The sequence below is a fragment of the Streptomyces sp. NPDC051677 genome (genome assembly GCF_044453465.1).
GTDB lineage: Bacteria > Actinomycetota > Actinomycetes > Streptomycetales > Streptomycetaceae > Streptomyces.
Map to the genome: position 1 here is coordinate 1 of NZ_JBITCT010000069.1, position 17,136 is coordinate 17,136.

A 17,136-nucleotide genomic window follows, 5' to 3' on the forward strand; every position below is an offset into this window, starting at 1 on the left:
CAATTCGGAATGAATTGGAAATAGAATTACAGAGGGTAATTCCGAATTCAACAATTTGTTGAAGTGCGCTTTTGATCATGGTCTGCCCCCTACCCTCTGGGGGCACAGCCCCCAGGGACGGCCCCCCAGCCCACCCGCACGAAGTCCCGGCCCAACCGCCGGAGGCCTACGCGTCGTAGGTGTCCGCCTTCTTCGGAGACACCTCCTGGACCGCCCCGCTGAGGGCCGCCGCCCGCGAGCTGAACTTGTCCACGTCGACGTCATGCTCGCGGAGCACCCTCAGCGTCGCCTTGTGCACCGCGCGCAGCACCGGCGTGGCCGCGCGCAGCGCGTCGTCGGCCATGAAACGGTGCTTCCAGGGCTGGTCCGCCCAGGCATGCCGCAGGCCGAAGGGCTCGGGCAGGCCTATGGAGCCGCCGAGCCACTTCAGCACCGGCGGATACCAGCTGATCGTGGCGCGTGCGGCGAGCCGGACGACCTCGTCGGTGGTGACCAGCGGCAGCTTGACCGTCCGCGTCTCCCAGAAGCGGACGGTCTTGGCGACCTCCTTGGTAGGAGCCGCCGGCTTGCTGCTGAACAGTCCGTTGACCGGGCCCAGGGCATGCCCGGTGACCTCGATGCGCAGGGTCTCCTTCAGCACCGTCACGGTGATCATCAGGGTCAGGATCAGGTTGCCGTTCCACAGGTGCGGCCACTGCACGCCCAGGTAGTGGCGGTCGCCGCTGTCGAACTGCTGGTTGTTGCAGATGTCCTCCACGGCCCTGGGCTTGACCTGGTACGCCTCGACGTCGGTCCCCTCGGGCCTGGAGACCTCCTTGGCGCCCTCGCCCACATGCGTGACGATCCAGTGCCGCACCTGAGGCTCGGGGAAGCCGCCGGTCTTCAGGCTCTGCCGGTGCAGCACGCTCAGCTCGTCGTGGATCGCCCGGACGACGGTCCAGCTGCGGAACTCGTGGATGCCCTTGACCGGGTCGAGCGGGCTCAGCTCCTCCGCGAGGTGCCAGGAGCCCCAGCGGGTGCCCATGCCGAGGATGCCCTTGGGGCCGGCGTAGAAGACCGAGTTGGACTGCTGTTCGGCGCTGAGCCGGGCCAGGGACTGACGCAGCTGCTCGGCCGCGGCCTGGTCGGGGCTGGTGGGCACCGCCTCGGGGACCTTCGCGCCGACGGTGCCGCCGGAGAGCAGCCCGCCCCAGGCCTCGCGCAGATCCCTCGCGGTGCTCTCGCAGACCCGCTTGGCCAGGAACCAGCCGGCCACGGGGGCCACGATGCACCCGCGCGCGTACCACCCTGCCAAGCCGGTGAACGGCATCCGGACCAGGAAGATCACGGCGAGGGCTCCTACGGCGACCAGCAGGCCTGTGCCGAGCCCGGATATCCGCTTGTTGTCCGTCCTGCCCATGGTGGCGCGGAGCTGGAAGACGAGCAGCCAGACCAGCAGGCCGGGCAGGAAGAGCACGCCGCACAGCAGCATCAGGGCGGTCAGCTTCGTGTCCCGCTCCCGGCGGATGCGGGTGGCCGCGAGGCAGTGCTCGACGACCACCTGGGGCTCGCTGCCGAAGGACTGGATGAGCGGCGCGCGGCCGACGCCCAGCATGCGGTCGATCACCGCCTGCGCGTACGCCTCACCGAAGTTGGGTCGGAAGATCTTCGCCCACTTCCGGCCGTCCTTGACCGTCGACTGGTGCCACTCGTTGTCGGCTTTCTTGATCTCCTCCATCGGGGTGTCCCGGTAGGCCGCAGAAGCCAGTGCGAACGTCGGGGCACCGCCCGCGCCGCCCGCCCGGGGCACCTGTGGCCCGAAGAAGTCCTCCACGGTCATTCCCGCCCCCACTCGCCGCCGTCCCGCTCCTGCGGCTTTCCCGACTTCCGTACTCCGCACACCTGTTGATCAGGTCATCAGGGTAGCCCCAGCCACTGACACGCGTCGGCGGACGACCGAAGCCGCCCGCCGATGCGGAGGATCATCTTCCACGCGCGTCACTTGAGTGGAAGCAGGCCCCAACCGTCAGCCGTCCTGCGCCTGTTGGCGGACCTTCTCGGCCACCTGCGGCGGCATCGGCTCGTGCCGGGCGTAGGCGCGGTGGAAGCGGGCCGTGCCGTGCGAGAGGGAACGCAGATCGACCGCATACCGGCCGATCTCGATCTCGGGCACCTCGGCCCGTACGAGCGTGCGCCCGCCGCTGGTCTGCTCCGTGCCCAGCACCCGGCCGCGCCGCCCCGACAGGTCGCTCATCACGGCGCCCACATACGCGTCGCCGACCAGGACGGTCACCTCGGCCACCGGCTCGAGGAGATGGATCCGGGCGTCGGCGGCCGCCTCCCGCAGGGCGAGCGCGCCGGCCGTCTGGAACGCGGCGTCGGAGGAGTCCACCGAGTGCGCCTTGCCGTCGAGCAGCGTGATCCGGACGTCGACCAGCGGATGCCCGGCCGCCAGCCCCTTCGCCGCCTGGGCGCGCACGCCCTTCTCGACGGACGGGATGAACTGGCGCGGCACCGCGCCGCCGACGACCTTGTCCACGAACTCGATGCCCGAGCCGCCCGGCAGCGGTTCCACCTCGATCTCGCAGATCGCGTACTGGCCGTGCCCGCCGGACTGCTTCACGTGCCGCCCGCGCCCGGCGGACTTCGCCGCGAACGTCTCCCGCAGGGAGACCTTGTGCGGGACGACGTCGACCTGGACGCCGTAGCGGGAGCGCAGCCGCTCCAGGGCGACGTCCGAGTGGGCCTCGCCGAGGCACCACAGGACCACCTGGTGGGTGTGCTGGTTCTGCTCCAGGCGCATCGTCGGGTCCTCGGCGACCAGCCGGCCCAGACCCTGCGAGAGCTTGTCCTCGTCGGCCTTGCTGTGCGCCTGGATGGCCAGCGGGAGCAGCGGGTCGGGCATCTGCCAGGGCTCCATGAGGAGCGGGTCGTCCTTGGCGGAGAGCGTGTCGCCGGTCTCCGCGCGGCCGAGTTTCGCCACGCACGCGAGGTCGCCCGCGATGGCGTGCGTCAGGACCCGCTGCTGCTTTCCGAACGGCGCGGACAGGGCGCCGATGCGTTCGTCCACGTCGTGGTCCTCGTGCCCGCGGTCGGCCAGGCCGTGTCCGGAGACGTGGACGGTCTCGTCGGGGTGCAGGGTGCCGGAGAAGACGCGCACGAGGGAGACCCGGCCGACGTAGGGGTCGGAGGAGGTCTTCACGACCTCCGCGACCAGCGGCCCGTCCGGATCGCAGCGCTTCAGCTCGCGCGGAGCGCCGTCGACGGTCGTCACGCGGGGCGCCTCGCGCTCCAGGGGCGTCGGGAAGCCCCGGGTGACCAGCTCCAGCAGCTCGACCGTGCCGAGGCCCTGGCGGGCGCCGTCGGCGGCGGGGGCGGCCGCGAGGACGGGGAAGAACGTGCCGCGCGCGACGGCCCGCTCCAGGTCCTCGATCAGCGTCTTGACGTCGATCTGCTCGCCGCCGAGGTAGCGGTCCATGAGGGTCTCGTCCTCGCTCTCGGCGATGATCCCCTCGATCAGCCGGTTGCGGGCCTCCTCCAGGTCCGGCAGCTGGTCCTCGCCCGGCTCGGCGTCCTTGCGTTCGCCGGAGGAGTAGTCGAACAGCTTCTGGGACAGCAGCCCGGTCAGCCCGGTGACGGACGCGTGCCCGTCCGGGCCCTCGGGTCCGCGCAGCGGCAGATACAACGGCAGGACCGCGTCCGGATCGTCGCCGCCGAAGGCCTCCGCGCAGGTCCGGGTCATCTCCTCGAAGTCCGCGCGGGCGGCCTCCAGGTGCGTGACCACGATCGCGCGGGGCATCCCGACGGCCGCGCACTCGTCCCACACCATGCGGGTCGAGCCGTCCACGCCGTCCGACGCCGAGACGACGAAGAGGGCCGCGTCCGCTGCGCGCAGACCGGCCCTGAGCTCCCCGACGAAGTCGGCGTATCCGGGGGTGTCGAGAAGGTTGATCTTGATGCCGTCCCATTCGACGGGCACCAGGGAGAGCTGCACCGAGCGCTGCTGCCGGTGCTCGATCTCGTCGTAGTCGGAGACGGCGGTGCCGTCCTCCACACGGCCCGCGCGGTTCACCGCTCCCGCCGTGAGCGCGAGAGCTTCCACCAAGGTCGTCTTGCCGGATCCGGAGTGGCCGACCAGCACCACATTCCGTACGGACGCGGGGTGGTCGGCCGCTGTAGCCCTGCCGGCGGCTCCGGGGTGTGCGTTCGCCTTGTCGCCCATTTCCTTGCCTCCCGTGCACGGTGAGGTCACTGGGGCGCGGGCACCACGGCCCCGCGTGCGATGGCGGCTCCGGCGACGCCCGCGGTCCTTCGAGCTTTCCACTCCCGTCACCGCGCGTCCATACGGCGGACGCGACCCGGCCGTGACCGGGATGCCGTCGGCCCGTGACGCGGGGGCCCGTGACACGGGGGTCCGGGTGCCCGACCGTCGCACACACGCGCGCGTGGCTACGATGGGCCAGCCGGTGGCCAGCAGGGGCCGCGCGGCCACACCGAACCCTCGGGAAGGCCATGCTGAACAAGTACGCGCGTGCATTCTTCACGCGTGTCCTCACACCGTTCGCCGCGTTTCTCATCCGCCGGGGCGTGAGCCCGGACACGGTCACGCTCCTCGGCACCGCCGGAGTGATGGCGGGCGCGCTGGTCTTCTTCCCGCGGGGGGAGTTCTTCTGGGGCACGATCGTCATCACGCTCTTCGTGTTCTCCGACCTCGTCGACGGCAACATGGCCCGCCAGCTGGGCCGCACCAGCCGCTGGGGCGCCTTCCTGGACTCCACGCTCGACCGGGTCGCCGACGGCGCGATCTTCGGCGGCTTCGCGCTCTGGTACGCGGGCAACGGCGACGACAACGTCCTGTGCGCCGTGTCGATCTTCTGCCTGACCAGCGGCCAGGTGGTGTCGTACACCAAGGCGCGCGGCGAGTCGATCGGGCTGCCGGTCGCCGTCAACGGGCTCGTGGAGCGCGCGGAGCGCCTCGTGATCTCCCTGGTCGCGGCCGGTCTGGCGGGGCTGCACACGTTCGGCGTCCCCGGGATCCAGGTGCTGCTGCCGATCGCGCTGTGGATCGTCGCCGCCGGCAGCCTGGTCACGCTGATCCAGCGGGTCGTGACGGTCCGGCGGGAGTCGGCCGAGGCGGAGGCCGCCGCGGCGCAGGAGGCGCAGGGTCCGGAGGCCCAGGGACACGAGGCCCAGGGGAGCGAGGCCGCGAAGTGAGCCCCCAGGAGCGCCTGACCGACGCGCTGTACGGCCTCGGCTGGAGCACCGTCAAGAAGCTCCCCGAGCCCGTCGCCGTGCGTCTCGGGCACACCGTCGCCGACATCGCGTGGAAGAGGCGCGGCAAGGGCGTGCAACGGCTGGAGAGCAACTACGCGCGCGTGGTGCCGGACGCGAGCCCCGAGCGCCTCGCGGAGCTCTCGCGCGCGGGCATGCGCTCCTATCTGCGCTACTGGATGGAGTCCTTCCGGCTGCCGGCCTGGAGCGCGGAGCGCGTCCGCGGCGGTTTCGACCCCAAGGACGTGCACTACCTGACCGACGGCATCGCCTCCGACCAGGGCGTCGTCCTCGCGCTGCCGCACATGGGCAACTGGGACCTGGCCGGCGCCTGGGTCACTGCCAAGTTGGAGACGCCGTTCACCACGGTCGCCGAACGCCTCAAGCCGGAGACGCTGTACGACCGGTTCGTCGCCTACCGGGAGGGCCTCGGCATGGAGGTGCTGCCGCACACCGGCGGCACCGCGTTCGGCACGCTGGCCCGGCGGCTGCGCGACGGCGGCCTGGTCTGCCTGGTCGCCGAGCGCGACCTGTCCGCCTCCGGCGTCGAGGTGGACTTCTTCGGGGACCGGACCCGGATGCCCGCCGGACCGGCCCTGCTCGCCCAGCAGACCGGCGCGCTGCTGCTGCCCGTCACCCTCTGGTACGACGACTCGCCCGTCATGCAGGGGCGCGTGCATCCCCCGATCGAGGTACCCGAGACAGGTACGCGGGCCGAGAAGACGTCTGTCATGACACAGGCGCTGGCAGACGCCTTCGCCACCGGCATCGCCGACCACCCGGAGGACTGGCACATGCTCCAGCGTTTGTGGCTCGCGGACCTGGAACCCCGCCCGTCGGACGGGGACCTCCGGTGAGAATCGGCATCGTCTGCCCGTACTCCTGGGACGTTCCGGGCGGCGTCCAGTTCCACATCCGCGACCTCGCCGAGTACTTCATCCGGCTCGGCCACGAGGTGTCCGTCCTGGCCCCGGCCGACGACGACACCCCGCTGCCGCCGTACGTCGTCTCGGCAGGCCGTGCGGTCCCGGTGCCGTACAACGGCTCGGTGGCCCGGCTCAACTTCGGCTTCCTGTCCGCCGCGCGCGTGCGGCGCTGGCTGCACGACGGCGGGTTCGACGTCGTGCACATCCATGAGCCGACCTCGCCGTCGCTCGGCCTGCTGACCTGCTGGGCGGCGTCCGGGCCGATAGTGGCCACCTTCCACACGTCCAACCCGCGCTCACGCGCGATGATCGCCGCGTACTCGATCCTCCAGGCCGCTCTGGAGAAGATCAGCGCGCGGATCGCGGTCAGCGAGTACGCCCGGCGCACGCTGGTGGAGCATCTCGGCGGGGACGCCGTCGTCATCCCCAACGGCGTCGACGTCGACTTCTTCGCCCGGGCCGAGCCCAACCCCGCGTGGCAGGGCGACACGATCGGCTTCGTGGGGCGCATCGACGAGCCCCGCAAGGGCCTGCCGGTGCTGATGAAGGCCCTGCCGAGGATCTTCGCCGAGCGGCCGGACGCCCGCCTGCTGGTCGCGGGCCGCGGCGACGAGGAGGAGGCGGTGGCCGACCTCCCCGAGGAGCTGCACGCGCGCGTGGAGTTCCTCGGCATGGTCAGCGACGAGGACAAGGCACGGTTCCTGCGCAGCGTCGATCTGTACGTGGCGCCCAACACCGGCGGCGAGAGCTTCGGCATCATCCTCGTCGAGGCCATGTCGGCGGGCGCTCCCGTGCTCGCCTCCGACCTCGACGCCTTCGCCCAGGTCCTCGACCAGGGAGCGGCGGGCGAGCTGTTCCCCAACGAGGACGCGGACGCGCTCGCCGAGGCTGCGGTACGGCTGCTGGGCGACCCCGCCCGGCGGGCCGAACTGCGGGAACGGGGCAGTGCGCATGTCCGGCGCTTCGACTGGTCGACCGTCGGCGCGGACATCCTGTCCGTGTACGAGACGGTGACGGCCGGCGCGGCGGCGGTGGCGGCCGACGACGACCGGGGAGCGGCGGGAACAGCCGGCCTGCGGGCCCGGCTCGGGCTGGCCCGGGACTGACCGCCGCCCCGGCGCCGTAAGGCGCCCCGGTAGCCTTGCCGCCCGTGACCGCAACCCTGATCTGGATCCTGGTCGTCCTCGTCGCCATCGGCCTCTACCTGAGCTGGACGGCGGGACGGCTGGACCGGCTGCACGCCCGCATCGACGCAGCCCGCGCCGCGCTGGACGCGCAACTGCTGCGCCGGGCGTCCGTGGCCCAGGAACTGGCCACCTCCAAGGTGCTGGACCCGGCCGCCTCGATCGTCCTGTACGAGGCCGCGCACGCCGCCCGGCAGGCCGAGGAGGAGCAGCGGGAGGTCGCCGAGAGCGAGCTCAGCCAGGCCCTGCGGGCCGTGTTCGCGGACGCGCGGCAACTGGACGTCGTACGCGAGGCGCCTGGGGGAGACGCGGCGGCCCGCGAGCTCGCGGAGGCAGTCCGCCGGGTCCCCATGGCCCGCCGTTTCCACAACGACGCGGTGGGCGCGGCCCGCCGCCTCCGCGAACACCGCAAGGTCCGCTGGTTCCGCCTGGCCGGCCACGCCCCGTTCCCGATGGCCTTCGAAATGGACGACGAACCCCCACCGGCCCTCTCGGACCGCGCGACCTGACCGGCCTGCTCGAAGGGTTCGCCTCGCCGTGGCCGGTGAGATCATCCGAAAAGGATCCACCGGCTGTTCATTGGCCCTTGCTGTGGACTGGTCCATTCGCGTTTCCTCGGTGGTGCAGAAATCCTCTTTTCAACGAGTGAGGTCACCCCGTGTCCAGCACGATCTCCGAAAACCAGACCCCCGAGACCGGCACCGCGCGCGTGAAGCGCGGGATGGCCGAGCAGCTCAAGGGCGGCGTGATCATGGACGTCGTCACGCCGGAGCAGGCGAAGATCGCCGAGGACGCGGGCGCCGTCGCCGTCATGGCGCTGGAGCGGGTCCCGGCCGACATCCGCAAGGACGGCGGCGTGGCCCGGATGTCCGACCCGGACATGATCGAGGGCATCATCGAGGCCGTGTCCATCCCGGTGATGGCCAAGTCCCGCATCGGCCACTTCGTCGAGGCGCAGGTGCTGCAGTCCCTCGGCGTCGACTACATCGACGAGTCCGAGGTCCTCACCCCGGCCGACGAGGTCAACCACTCCGACAAGTGGGCCTTCACGACCCCCTTCGTCTGCGGCGCCACCAACCTGGGCGAGGCCCTGCGCCGCATCGCCGAGGGCGCCGCGATGATCCGCTCCAAGGGCGAGGCCGGCACCGGCAACGTCGTCGAGGCCGTCCGCCACCTGCGCCAGATCAAGAACGAGATCGCCCGCCTGCGCGGCTACGACAACAACGAGCTGTACGCCGCCGCCAAGGACCTGCGCGCCCCCTACGAGCTCGTCAAGGAGGTCGCCGAGCTCGGCAAGCTCCCGGTGGTGCTGTTCTCCGCCGGCGGTGTCGCCACCCCGGCCGACGCCGCGCTGATGCGCCAGCTCGGCGCCGAGGGCGTCTTCGTCGGCTCCGGCATCTTCAAGTCCGGCGACCCGGCCAAGCGCGCCGCCGCCATCGTGAAGGCCACCACCTTCTACGACGACCCGAAGATCATCGCGGACGCCTCCCGCAACCTGGGCGAGGCCATGGTCGGCATCAACTGCGACACCCTGCCCGAGGCCGAGCGCTACGCCAACCGCGGCTGGTAATCGCCCTCATGAGCAACGAAGCCCCTGTCATAGGCGTCCTGGCCCTCCAGGGCGACGTACGGGAGCACCTCATCGCCCTGGCCGCGGCCGACGCCGTGGCCAGGGCGGTCAGGCGCCCCGAGGAACTCGCCGAGGTCGACGGTCTCGTCATCCCCGGCGGCGAGTCCACCACCATCTCCAAGCTGGCCGTCCTGTTCGGCGTCATGGAGCCCCTCCGCGCGCGCGTGCGCAACGGCATGCCCGTCTACGGCACCTGCGCCGGCATGATCATGCTCGCCGACAAGATCCTCGACCCGCGCTCGGGCCAGGAGACCATCGGCGGCATCGACATGATCGTGCGGCGCAACGCCTTCGGCCGCCAGAACGAGTCCTTCGAGGCCGCACTCGACGTGCGCGGCATCTCGGGCGATCCTGTGGAGGGCGTCTTCATCCGCGCCCCCTGGGTCGAGTCCGTCGGCGCCAGGACCGAGGTGCTCGCCGAGCACGACGGTCACATCGTCGCGGTCCGCCAGGGCAACGCGCTCGCCACGTCGTTCCACCCGGAACTGACCGGCGACCACCGCGTACACGCCCTGTTCGTCGACATGGTGCGCGCCAACCGTGCTGCGGAGTCCTTGTAGGATCGCAGGCGTTCGTTGCAGAGATGGGTTACGCGAAGGAGACAGGCAGATGTCCGGCCACTCTAAATGGGCTACGACGAAGCACAAGAAGGCCGTGATCGACGCCAAACGCGGCAAGCTCTTCGCGAAGCTGATCAAGAACATCGAGGTCGCGGCCCGGATGGGCGGAGTCGACATCGAGGGCAACCCGACACTCTACGACGCCATCCAGAAGGCGAAGAAGCAGTCGGTTCCGAACAAGAACATCGACTCCGCGGTCAAGCGTGGCGGCGGGCTCGAGGCCGGCGGCGCCGACTACGAGACGATCATGTACGAGGGCTACGGTCCCAACGGCGTCGCGGTGCTCATCGAGTGCCTCACCGACAACCGCAACCGCGCCGCCTCCGACGTCCGCGTCGCCATGACCCGCAACGGCGGCTCCATGGCCGACCCGGGCTCGGTGTCGTACCTCTTCAACCGCAAGGGCGTCGTCATCGTCCCCAAGGGCGAGCTGACCGAGGACGACGTGCTCGGCGCGGTCCTCGACGCGGGCGCCGAGGAGGTCAACGACCTCGGTGAGTCCTTCGAGGTCCTCAGCGAGGCCACCGACCTGGTCGCGGTCCGCACCGCCCTCCAGGAGGCCGGCGTCGACTACGACTCCGCCGAGGCCAACTTCGTCCCGACCATGCAGGTCGAGCTGGACGAGGAGGGCGCGAAGAAGATCTTCAAGCTGATCGACGCACTCGAGGACAGCGACGACGTCCAGAACGTCTTCGCCAACTTCGACGTCAGCGACGAGGTCATGGAGAAGGTCGACGCGTAACGCTGCCGCGAACTGAGCGGATCCGTCGGGCCGGTGGGGACACGTCCTACCGGCCCGACGTCGTTGTCAGTGGCAGCGGATAGCCTGGCGGCCATCGGAGATCTTCAGCTGCGAAAGGGTGGGGGCGTGCGCGTACTCGGGGTGGACCCCGGACTGACGCGGTGTGGTGTCGGTGTCGTCGAGGGGGTCGCGGGCCGGCCGCTCACCATGCTCGGCGTCGGTGTCGTACGCACGCCCGCGGACGCCGAGTTGGGACAGCGCCTGGTCGCCGTGGAGCAGGGCATCGAGAGCTGGCTGGACGAGTACCGGCCCGAATGCGTCGCCGTGGAGCGGGTGTTCAGCCAGCACAACGTGCGCACGGTCATGGGCACCGCCCAGGCCAGCGCCGTCGCCATGCTGTGCGCCGCCCGCCGCGGCATCCCCGTCGCCCTGCACACGCCCAGCGAGGTCAAGGCCGCCGTCACCGGCAGCGGGCGCGCGGACAAGGCGCAGGTCGGCGCCATGGTCACGCGTCTGCTCCGGCTCGACGCCCCGCCCAAGCCGGCCGACGCCGCCGACGCCCTCGCGCTCGCCATCTGCCACATCTGGCGCGCCCCCGCGCAGAACCGACTCCAGCAGGCCGTCGCCTTGCACGCAGCCAAAGCACCGATGACATCGAAAGGCCGTACGACATGATCGCCTTCGTCAGCGGCACGGTCGCCGCACTCGCTCCCGACCTCGCGGTGGTCGAGGTGGGCGGCGTCGGCATGGCCGTCCAGTGCACCCCGAACACGCTGTCCACGCTCCGGCTCGGCCGGCCGGCCAAGCTCGCCACCTCCCTCGTCGTCCGGGAGGACTCGCTGACCCTGTACGGCTTCGTGGACGACGACGAACGCCAGGTCTTCGAGCTGCTGCAGACCGCGAGCGGGGTCGGCCCCCGGCTGGCCCAGGCCATGCTGGCGGTGCACACGCCGGACGCCCTGCGCCGAGCGGTGGCGGCGGGCGACGAGAAGGCGCTCATGGCCGTCCCCGGCATCGGCAAAAAGGGCGCGCAGAAGCTGCTGCTGGAGTTCAAGGACCGGCTGGGCGCTCCGGTGGGCGTCCCCGCGGTCGGCGCCCCGGTCACCCACGGCTGGCGCGACCAGCTGCACGCCGCCCTCATCGGCCTCGGGTACGCCACCCGCGAGGCCGACGAGGCGGTCGCCGCCGTGACCCCGCAGGCCGAGGCAGCAGACGGCGCGCCCCAGGTGGGCCAGCTGCTGAGGGCCGCCCTGCAGACCCTGAACCGCGCCCGCTAGGAGAACGTCAGTGAACTGGGACGACACGACCGACGAGACCGCCCCCGAGCGGCTCGTCGGCCCCGCCGCGGACCGGCTGGTGGGCTCTGTCGCCGACGGTGAGGACCAGGCCGTCGAGGCCGCCCTGCGTCCCAAGGACCTGGGCGAGTTCATCGGCCAGGAGAAGGTCCGCGAACAGCTCGACCTGGTCCTGCGCGCCGCCCGCGCGCGTGGCGCGACCGCCGACCACGTGCTGCTCTCCGGCGCCCCCGGCCTCGGCAAGACCACCCTCTCGATGATCATCGCCGCCGAGATGGGCGCCCCGATCCGCATCACCTCCGGCCCCGCCATCCAGCACGCCGGCGACCTCGCCGCGATCCTCTCCTCCCTCCAGGAGGGCGAGGTCCTCTTCCTCGACGAGATCCACCGCATGTCGCGGCCCGCCGAGGAGATGCTCTACATGGCGATGGAGGACTTCCGCGTCGACGTCATCGTCGGCAAGGGACCCGGCGCCACCGCCATCCCCCTCGAACTGCCCCCCTTCACCCTGGTCGGCGCCACCACGCGCGCGGGCCTGTTGCCGCCCCCGCTGCGCGACCGCTTCGGCTTCACCGCGCACATGGAGTTCTACGAGCCGGCCGAACTGGAGCGCGTCATCCACCGCTCCGCGAACCTCCTCGACGTCGAGATCGACACCGACGGCGCCGCCGAGATCGCCGGCCGCTCCCGCGGCACCCCCCGGATCGCCAACCGCCTGCTGCGCCGCGTACGCGACTACGCGCAGGTCAAGGCCGACGGGATCATCACCCGCGCGATCGCGGAGGCCGCCCTGAAGGTCTACGAGGTGGACGGCCGCGGCCTGGACCGGCTGGACCGCGCGGTCCTTCAGGCCCTGCTCAAGCTGTTCGGCGGCGGCCCGGTCGGTCTGTCCACCCTCGCCGTCGCGGTGGGGGAGGAGCGCGAGACCGTCGAGGAGGTCGCCGAACCGTTCCTCGTGCGCGAGGGGCTACTGGCGCGTACACCGCGCGGGCGGGTGGCGACCCCGGCCGCGTGGGCGCACCTCGGCCTCACCCCGACCCGCACCCCGGCCCAGGGAAGTGGACAACAGGACCTGTTCGGTCCGTGAGACGGAGGGCTGTGGCGGGGGCATTGGCCGGGTCAGGAACCCAGGTGCCATGCTGAGCGTTGTTCCATGCACGCGGACTCGCTTAGACTCCGCCGATGCCGCCGTTGTCGGCAGCACACAACCCCCATCCATCAGGCCGCTCGAACCAACGCGGTCGTTTGAAGGAAGTTCCGTCCCGTGAGTCCTGTGACCCTCCTCCCGTTCATCGTGCTCATCGGGGCCATGTTCCTGATGACCCGGTCGGCCAAGAAGAAGCAGCAACAGGCCGCCAACATGCGTAACGAGTTGCAGCCCGGCAGTGGTGTCCGCACCATCGGGGGCATGTACGCGACGGTCAAGGAGGTCAACGACGACACGATCCTCCTCGACGCGGGACCGGGCGTGGAACTGCTCTTCGCGAAGAACGCGATCGGCGCCGTCCTGACCGACGACGAGTACAACCGCATCGTCCACGGCGTCGAGCACGACCTGAAGTCCGACTCCGACGTCGTCCCGGACGACGCCTCCTCCCTCACCGAGACCGACGAGTCCGCCGACGAAGCTGCCGCCGCCTCCGACGACAAGCCCGTCGACCTCGGTAAGAAGGACGAGCCCGAAGAGGCCGAGGAGAAGGCCGCCGAGGCCGACGAAGAGCCGAAGAAGACCGACGGCGACTCCGACGCGAAGAAGTAGCCACGTCCCCGGCGCGCACACGGGTCGAACCCGTCCGTGCCGGGGCGCGCGCATCTCGCCAGGGGATCCCGACACCATGTCATGGCCGCCGCCGCGCTGACCCGGCGCGAGGCGGCCCGAGAGGGAGTACGAGAAGGTGGCAGCACCTAAGAAGGGCCGGAGCGCGAGCGCCCAGAGCAAGCCAGGGCGCTCGCTGGCCCTGATCCTGATCGCCATCGCGGGGCTCACCGGAGGCATGTTCGCCTCCGGTCACACCACTCCGCGTCTCGGCATCGACCTTGCCGGCGGTACCAGCATCACGCTGGAGGCGAAGCCCGAACCGGGATCCACGATCAACAAGTCCAACATGAACACCGCGGTCGAGATCATGAACCGCCGTGTCAACGGGCTGGGCGTCTCCGAGGCGGAGGTGCAGACCCAGGGCGAGCGCAACATCATCGTGAACATCCCCAAGGGCACCAACTCCGACGAAGCCCGCCAGCAGGTCGGCACCACCGCCAAGCTGTACTTCCGTCCGGTCCTGGCCCAGGAGGCCACCGGCTCCGCCGCCACCCCCGCACCGAGCGCGTCGCCGAGCACGTCCGCGAGCGGCTCGGCCGGCGCCTCGCCGAGCTCGTCGGCGAGCCCTTCGGCGACCGCCTCCGGCACCGGCGAGAAGGCGACCTCCTCGACGTCCCCGTCGGCCACGGCCACCTCGCAGGGCCGCGCCGTCACCGACGCACTGAAGGCGGACTCCACCCCGTCGGCCTCCGCCGGTGCCAAGGCGAGTGCCTCCCCCAGCCCGTCGGCCCCCGCGAGCGGCGGCGCCACCACCCCCCAGGACGCAGCGCTCCAGGCCAAGTACGCGGCCCTGGACTGCTCCAACGAGGCGGCCCGCACCAAGACCGGCGAGGGCGTGAAGCCCGGCGACGCGACCGTGGCCTGCGGTGAGATCGACAAGGTCTGGTACAAGTACCTGCTCGGCCCGGCCGCCGTCGACGGCACCGACGTCAAGAAGGCCCAGGCCGTCTTCGACACGCAGGGCGCCGCCGGCTGGCAGGTCACCATGGACTTCACGTCCAAGGGTTCCAAGAAGTTCGCCACCATCACGGGTCAGCTCGCACAGAACACCCAGCCGCAGAACGAGTTCGCCATCGTGCTCGACGGCGACGTCGTCTCCAGCCCGTTCGTGCAGAACGCGATCACCGGCGGCCAGGCCCAGATCTCCGGCAGCTTCCAGCAGGAGGAGGCCCAGGGCCTCGCCAACATGCTGTCCTACGGTGCGCTCCCGCTCTCCTTCAAGGAGCAGAGCGTGACCACGGTGACCGCGGCGCTCGGCGGTGACCAGCTGCACGCCGGTCTGCTCGCCGGCGCCATCGGTCTCGCCCTGGTCGTCATCTACCTGGTGGCCTACTACCGGGGTCTCGCGCTCGTCGCACTCGCCTCGCTGCTGGTCTCCGCAGCTCTCACCTACGTCCTCATGGCCCTGCTCGGCCCGGCCATCGGCTTCGCGCTGAACCTCCCGGCCGTCTGCGGCGCCATCGTCGCCATCGGCATCACAGCGGACTCGTTCATCGTGTACTTCGAACGCGTCCGGGACGAGATCCGCGAGGGCCGCACCCTGCGTCCCGCCGTGGAGCGGGCGTGGCCGCGCGCCCGGCGCACCATCCTGGTCTCCGACTTCGTGTCGTTCCTCGCCGCCGCCGTGCTGTTCATCGTCACCGTCGGCAAGGTCCAGGGCTTCGCGTTCACGCTGGGTCTGACCACCGTCCTCGACGTGGTCGTGGTCTTCTTCTTCACCAAGCCGCTGATGACGCTCATCGCTCGGCGGAAGTTCTTCGCGAGCGGCCACAAGTGGTCCGGCCTCGACCCGAAGAGCCTGGGTGCGCAGCCGCCGCTGCGCCGCACCCGCCGTCCCGGCGGCCCCGCTGCCGGCCCCGTCGAGACGAAGGAGGCATGAGGGATGTCGAAACTCGGTAACCTCGGCGCCCGACTGCACCGTGGCGAGATCAGCTACGACTTCATCGGCCACCGCAAGCTCTGGTACGGCATCTCGATCCTGATCACCATCACGGCCATCCTCGGCCTGGCGGTGCGCGGCCTGAACATGGGCATCGACTTCCAGGGCGGCGCCGTCTTCACCACCGAGAAGACCAGCGTCTCCGTCTCCCAGGCGGAGGACTACGCGAAGTCGGCGTCCGGCCATGACGCCGTCGTGCAGAAGCTCGGCAACGGCACCCTGCGCATCCAGATCGCCGGCATGGACATCAAGCAGTCCACCGCGATCAAGAACGACCTGGCCAAGGACTTCAAGGCCGACCCGGAGACGATCACCGCCGAGCTGGTCGGTCCCAGCTGGGGCGACCAGATCGCCAACAAGGCCTGGCAGGGCCTGGCGATCTTCATGGTCCTCGTCGTGATCTACCTGGCGATCGCCTTCGAGTGGCGCATGGCCATCGCGGCGCTCGTCGCCCTGATCCACGACATCACCATCACCGTCGGCATCTACGCCCTCGTCGGCTTCGAGGTCACGCCCGGCACGGTCATCGGTCTGCTGACGATCCTCGGTTACTCGCTGTACGACACGGTCGTCGTCTTCGACTCCCTCAAGGAACAGACGAAGGACCTCACCAAGCAGACCCGCTTCACCTACAGCGAGATCGCCAACCGCTCGATCAACGGCACCCTGGTCCGGTCTATCAACACCACGGTCGTGGCGCTGCTGCCGGTGGCGGGCCTGCTGTTCATCGGCGGCGGCTTCCTCGGGGCGGGCACGCTCAACGACATCTCGCTGTCGCTGTTCGTCGGCCTCGCGGCCGGCGCCTACTCCTCGATCTTCATCGCCACGCCGCTCGTCGCCGACCTCAAGGAGCGCGAGCCGCAGATCAAGGCGCTGAGGAAGCGGATCCTCGCCAAGCGCGCCCAGGCGACCGCGGAGGAGCAGCACGCCGGGGCCCGGGGCGACGACGCCTACGACGACGAGCGGGAGGACGCCGCACCCGCCGTCGTCGGCCCGCGCAGCCAGCCCGCGTCCCGTGGCCGGGGCCGTGGCCGTCCGTCGGGGAAGCGCCGATGACCGAGGTCACCGACGTCACGACCCTGCTGCTCAGCCGCATCCGCGATGTGGCCGACCACCCGGAGCCGGGCGTGATGTTCAAGGACATCACCCCGCTCCTGGCGGACCCGGCTGCGTTCACCGCGCTCACCGACGCGTTCGCCGAGATCGCCGAGCGCACCGGCGCCACCAAGGTCGTCGGCCTGGAGGCCCGGGGGTTCATCCTGGGCGCCCCGGTCGCCGTCCGGGCCGGCCTCGGCTTCATCCCCGTGCGCAAGGCGGGCAAGCTCCCCGGAGCCACCCTCGGCCAGGCCTACGACCTGGAGTACGGCTCGGCCGAGATCGAGGTGCACGCCGAGGACCTGACGCCCGAGGACCGGATCCTGATCGTCGACGACGTGCTCGCCACCGGCGGCACCGCCGAGGCGTCGATCCAGCTCATCCACCGCGCGGGCGCCCAGGTCGCGGGCGTCGCCGTCCTGATGGAGCTGAGCTTCCTCGACGGCCGGCCACGACTGGAGGCCGCGCTCGGCGGAGCTCCGCTGGAGTCACTGCTGACCATCTGACGGCGGTCCGAAAACCGCCGTACGCCAAGCGGGCGGGCCCGGAGGAATCCGGCGCCCGCCCCTTGCGTTTCTCCGGTAGACGGCCCTCACATCGGCCTGAAGGCGATCCCGGAGCCCAGGATCGCTACGA

The 17,136-nt window shown here is 70.9% G+C and carries 16 protein-coding genes; 14 read left to right on the forward strand and 2 right to left on the reverse strand.

The annotated features are described in order from the left end of the window. Positions 1-166: 166 nt before the first annotated feature. Both ACIBAF_RS44095 and ACIBAF_RS44100 read right to left on the reverse strand, forming a co-directional pair. Positions 167-1,819 carry a hypothetical protein gene (locus ACIBAF_RS44095; protein WP_399471576.1) on the reverse strand — a complete coding sequence of 551 codons (1,653 nt, stop codon included), beginning with the start codon at positions 1,817-1,819 and terminating at the stop codon, positions 167-169. 186 nt (positions 1,820-2,005) lie between these two features. After that, a complete protein-coding gene (locus ACIBAF_RS44100; RefSeq protein ID WP_399471578.1) occupies positions 2,006-4,201 on the reverse strand; it encodes an elongation factor G-like protein EF-G2 in 2,196 nt (731 codons plus the stop codon). A gap of 290 nt (positions 4,202-4,491) precedes the next feature. Between ACIBAF_RS44100 and pgsA the strand changes: the two genes are divergently transcribed. From pgsA to ACIBAF_RS44170, 14 genes are all read left to right on the forward strand, one after another. Beyond that, positions 4,492-5,193 carry a phosphatidylinositol phosphate synthase gene (gene pgsA, locus ACIBAF_RS44105; RefSeq protein ID WP_399471580.1) on the forward strand — a complete coding sequence of 234 codons (702 nt, stop codon included), beginning with the start codon at positions 4,492-4,494 and terminating at the stop codon, positions 5,191-5,193. Next, positions 5,190-6,107 carry a phosphatidylinositol mannoside acyltransferase gene (locus tag ACIBAF_RS44110; protein WP_399471582.1) on the forward strand — a complete coding sequence of 306 codons (918 nt, stop codon included), beginning with the start codon at positions 5,190-5,192 and terminating at the stop codon, positions 6,105-6,107. The genes pgsA and ACIBAF_RS44110 overlap by 4 nt, the downstream gene beginning before the upstream one ends. Then, a complete protein-coding gene (locus ACIBAF_RS44115; RefSeq protein WP_399471584.1) occupies positions 6,104-7,282 on the forward strand; it encodes a glycosyltransferase family 4 protein in 1,179 nt (392 codons plus the stop codon). The genes ACIBAF_RS44110 and ACIBAF_RS44115 overlap by 4 nt, the downstream gene beginning before the upstream one ends. Positions 7,283-7,326: 44 nt before the next feature. Next, positions 7,327-7,869 (forward strand): hypothetical protein, encoded by a 543-nt coding sequence (locus tag ACIBAF_RS44120; RefSeq protein WP_399471586.1) that lies wholly within the window; start codon positions 7,327-7,329, stop codon positions 7,867-7,869. A gap of 149 nt (positions 7,870-8,018) precedes the next feature. Beyond that, positions 8,019-8,930, forward strand: a complete 912-nt coding sequence (pdxS, locus tag ACIBAF_RS44125) for a pyridoxal 5'-phosphate synthase lyase subunit PdxS (RefSeq protein WP_079663494.1) — start codon at positions 8,019-8,021, stop codon at positions 8,928-8,930. A gap of 8 nt (positions 8,931-8,938) precedes the next feature. After that, positions 8,939-9,550, forward strand: coding sequence for a pyridoxal 5'-phosphate synthase glutaminase subunit PdxT (gene pdxT, locus ACIBAF_RS44130; protein ID WP_399471588.1), 612 nt, complete (start codon positions 8,939-8,941; stop codon positions 9,548-9,550). Positions 9,551-9,599: 49 nt separating this feature from the next. Continuing rightward, the gene (locus tag ACIBAF_RS44135) at positions 9,600-10,352 is read left to right on the forward strand and encodes a YebC/PmpR family DNA-binding transcriptional regulator (protein ID WP_399471590.1); all 753 of its coding nucleotides are present in this window, start codon (positions 9,600-9,602) and stop codon (positions 10,350-10,352) included. Positions 10,353-10,478: 126 nt separating this feature from the next. Then, the gene (ruvC, locus tag ACIBAF_RS44140; RefSeq protein WP_399471592.1) at positions 10,479-11,027 is read left to right on the forward strand and encodes a crossover junction endodeoxyribonuclease RuvC; all 549 of its coding nucleotides are present in this window, start codon (positions 10,479-10,481) and stop codon (positions 11,025-11,027) included. Next, the gene (ruvA, locus tag ACIBAF_RS44145) at positions 11,024-11,629 is read left to right on the forward strand and encodes a Holliday junction branch migration protein RuvA (protein WP_399471594.1); all 606 of its coding nucleotides are present in this window, start codon (positions 11,024-11,026) and stop codon (positions 11,627-11,629) included. The genes ruvC and ruvA overlap by 4 nt, the downstream gene beginning before the upstream one ends. 10 nt (positions 11,630-11,639) lie before the next feature. After that, positions 11,640-12,734, forward strand: a complete 1,095-nt coding sequence (gene ruvB / locus ACIBAF_RS44150) for a Holliday junction branch migration DNA helicase RuvB (RefSeq protein ID WP_399471596.1) — start codon at positions 11,640-11,642, stop codon at positions 12,732-12,734. A 177-nt stretch (positions 12,735-12,911) separates the two neighbouring features. Beyond that, the gene (yajC, locus tag ACIBAF_RS44155; protein ID WP_399471599.1) at positions 12,912-13,406 is read left to right on the forward strand and encodes a preprotein translocase subunit YajC; all 495 of its coding nucleotides are present in this window, start codon (positions 12,912-12,914) and stop codon (positions 13,404-13,406) included. A gap of 136 nt (positions 13,407-13,542) precedes the next feature. Beyond that, complete coding sequence (gene secD / locus ACIBAF_RS44160; protein WP_399471601.1) at positions 13,543-15,345, forward strand: protein translocase subunit SecD; 1,803 nt, start codon at positions 13,543-13,545, stop codon at positions 15,343-15,345. Between the two features lie 3 nt (positions 15,346-15,348). Then, positions 15,349-16,461 carry a protein translocase subunit SecF gene (gene secF / locus ACIBAF_RS44165; RefSeq protein WP_399471603.1) on the forward strand — a complete coding sequence of 371 codons (1,113 nt, stop codon included), beginning with the start codon at positions 15,349-15,351 and terminating at the stop codon, positions 16,459-16,461. Beyond that, a complete protein-coding gene (locus ACIBAF_RS44170) occupies positions 16,458-17,006 on the forward strand; it encodes an adenine phosphoribosyltransferase (RefSeq protein ID WP_399471605.1) in 549 nt (182 codons plus the stop codon). The genes secF and ACIBAF_RS44170 overlap by 4 nt, the downstream gene beginning before the upstream one ends. Positions 17,007-17,136 lie beyond the last annotated feature (130 nt).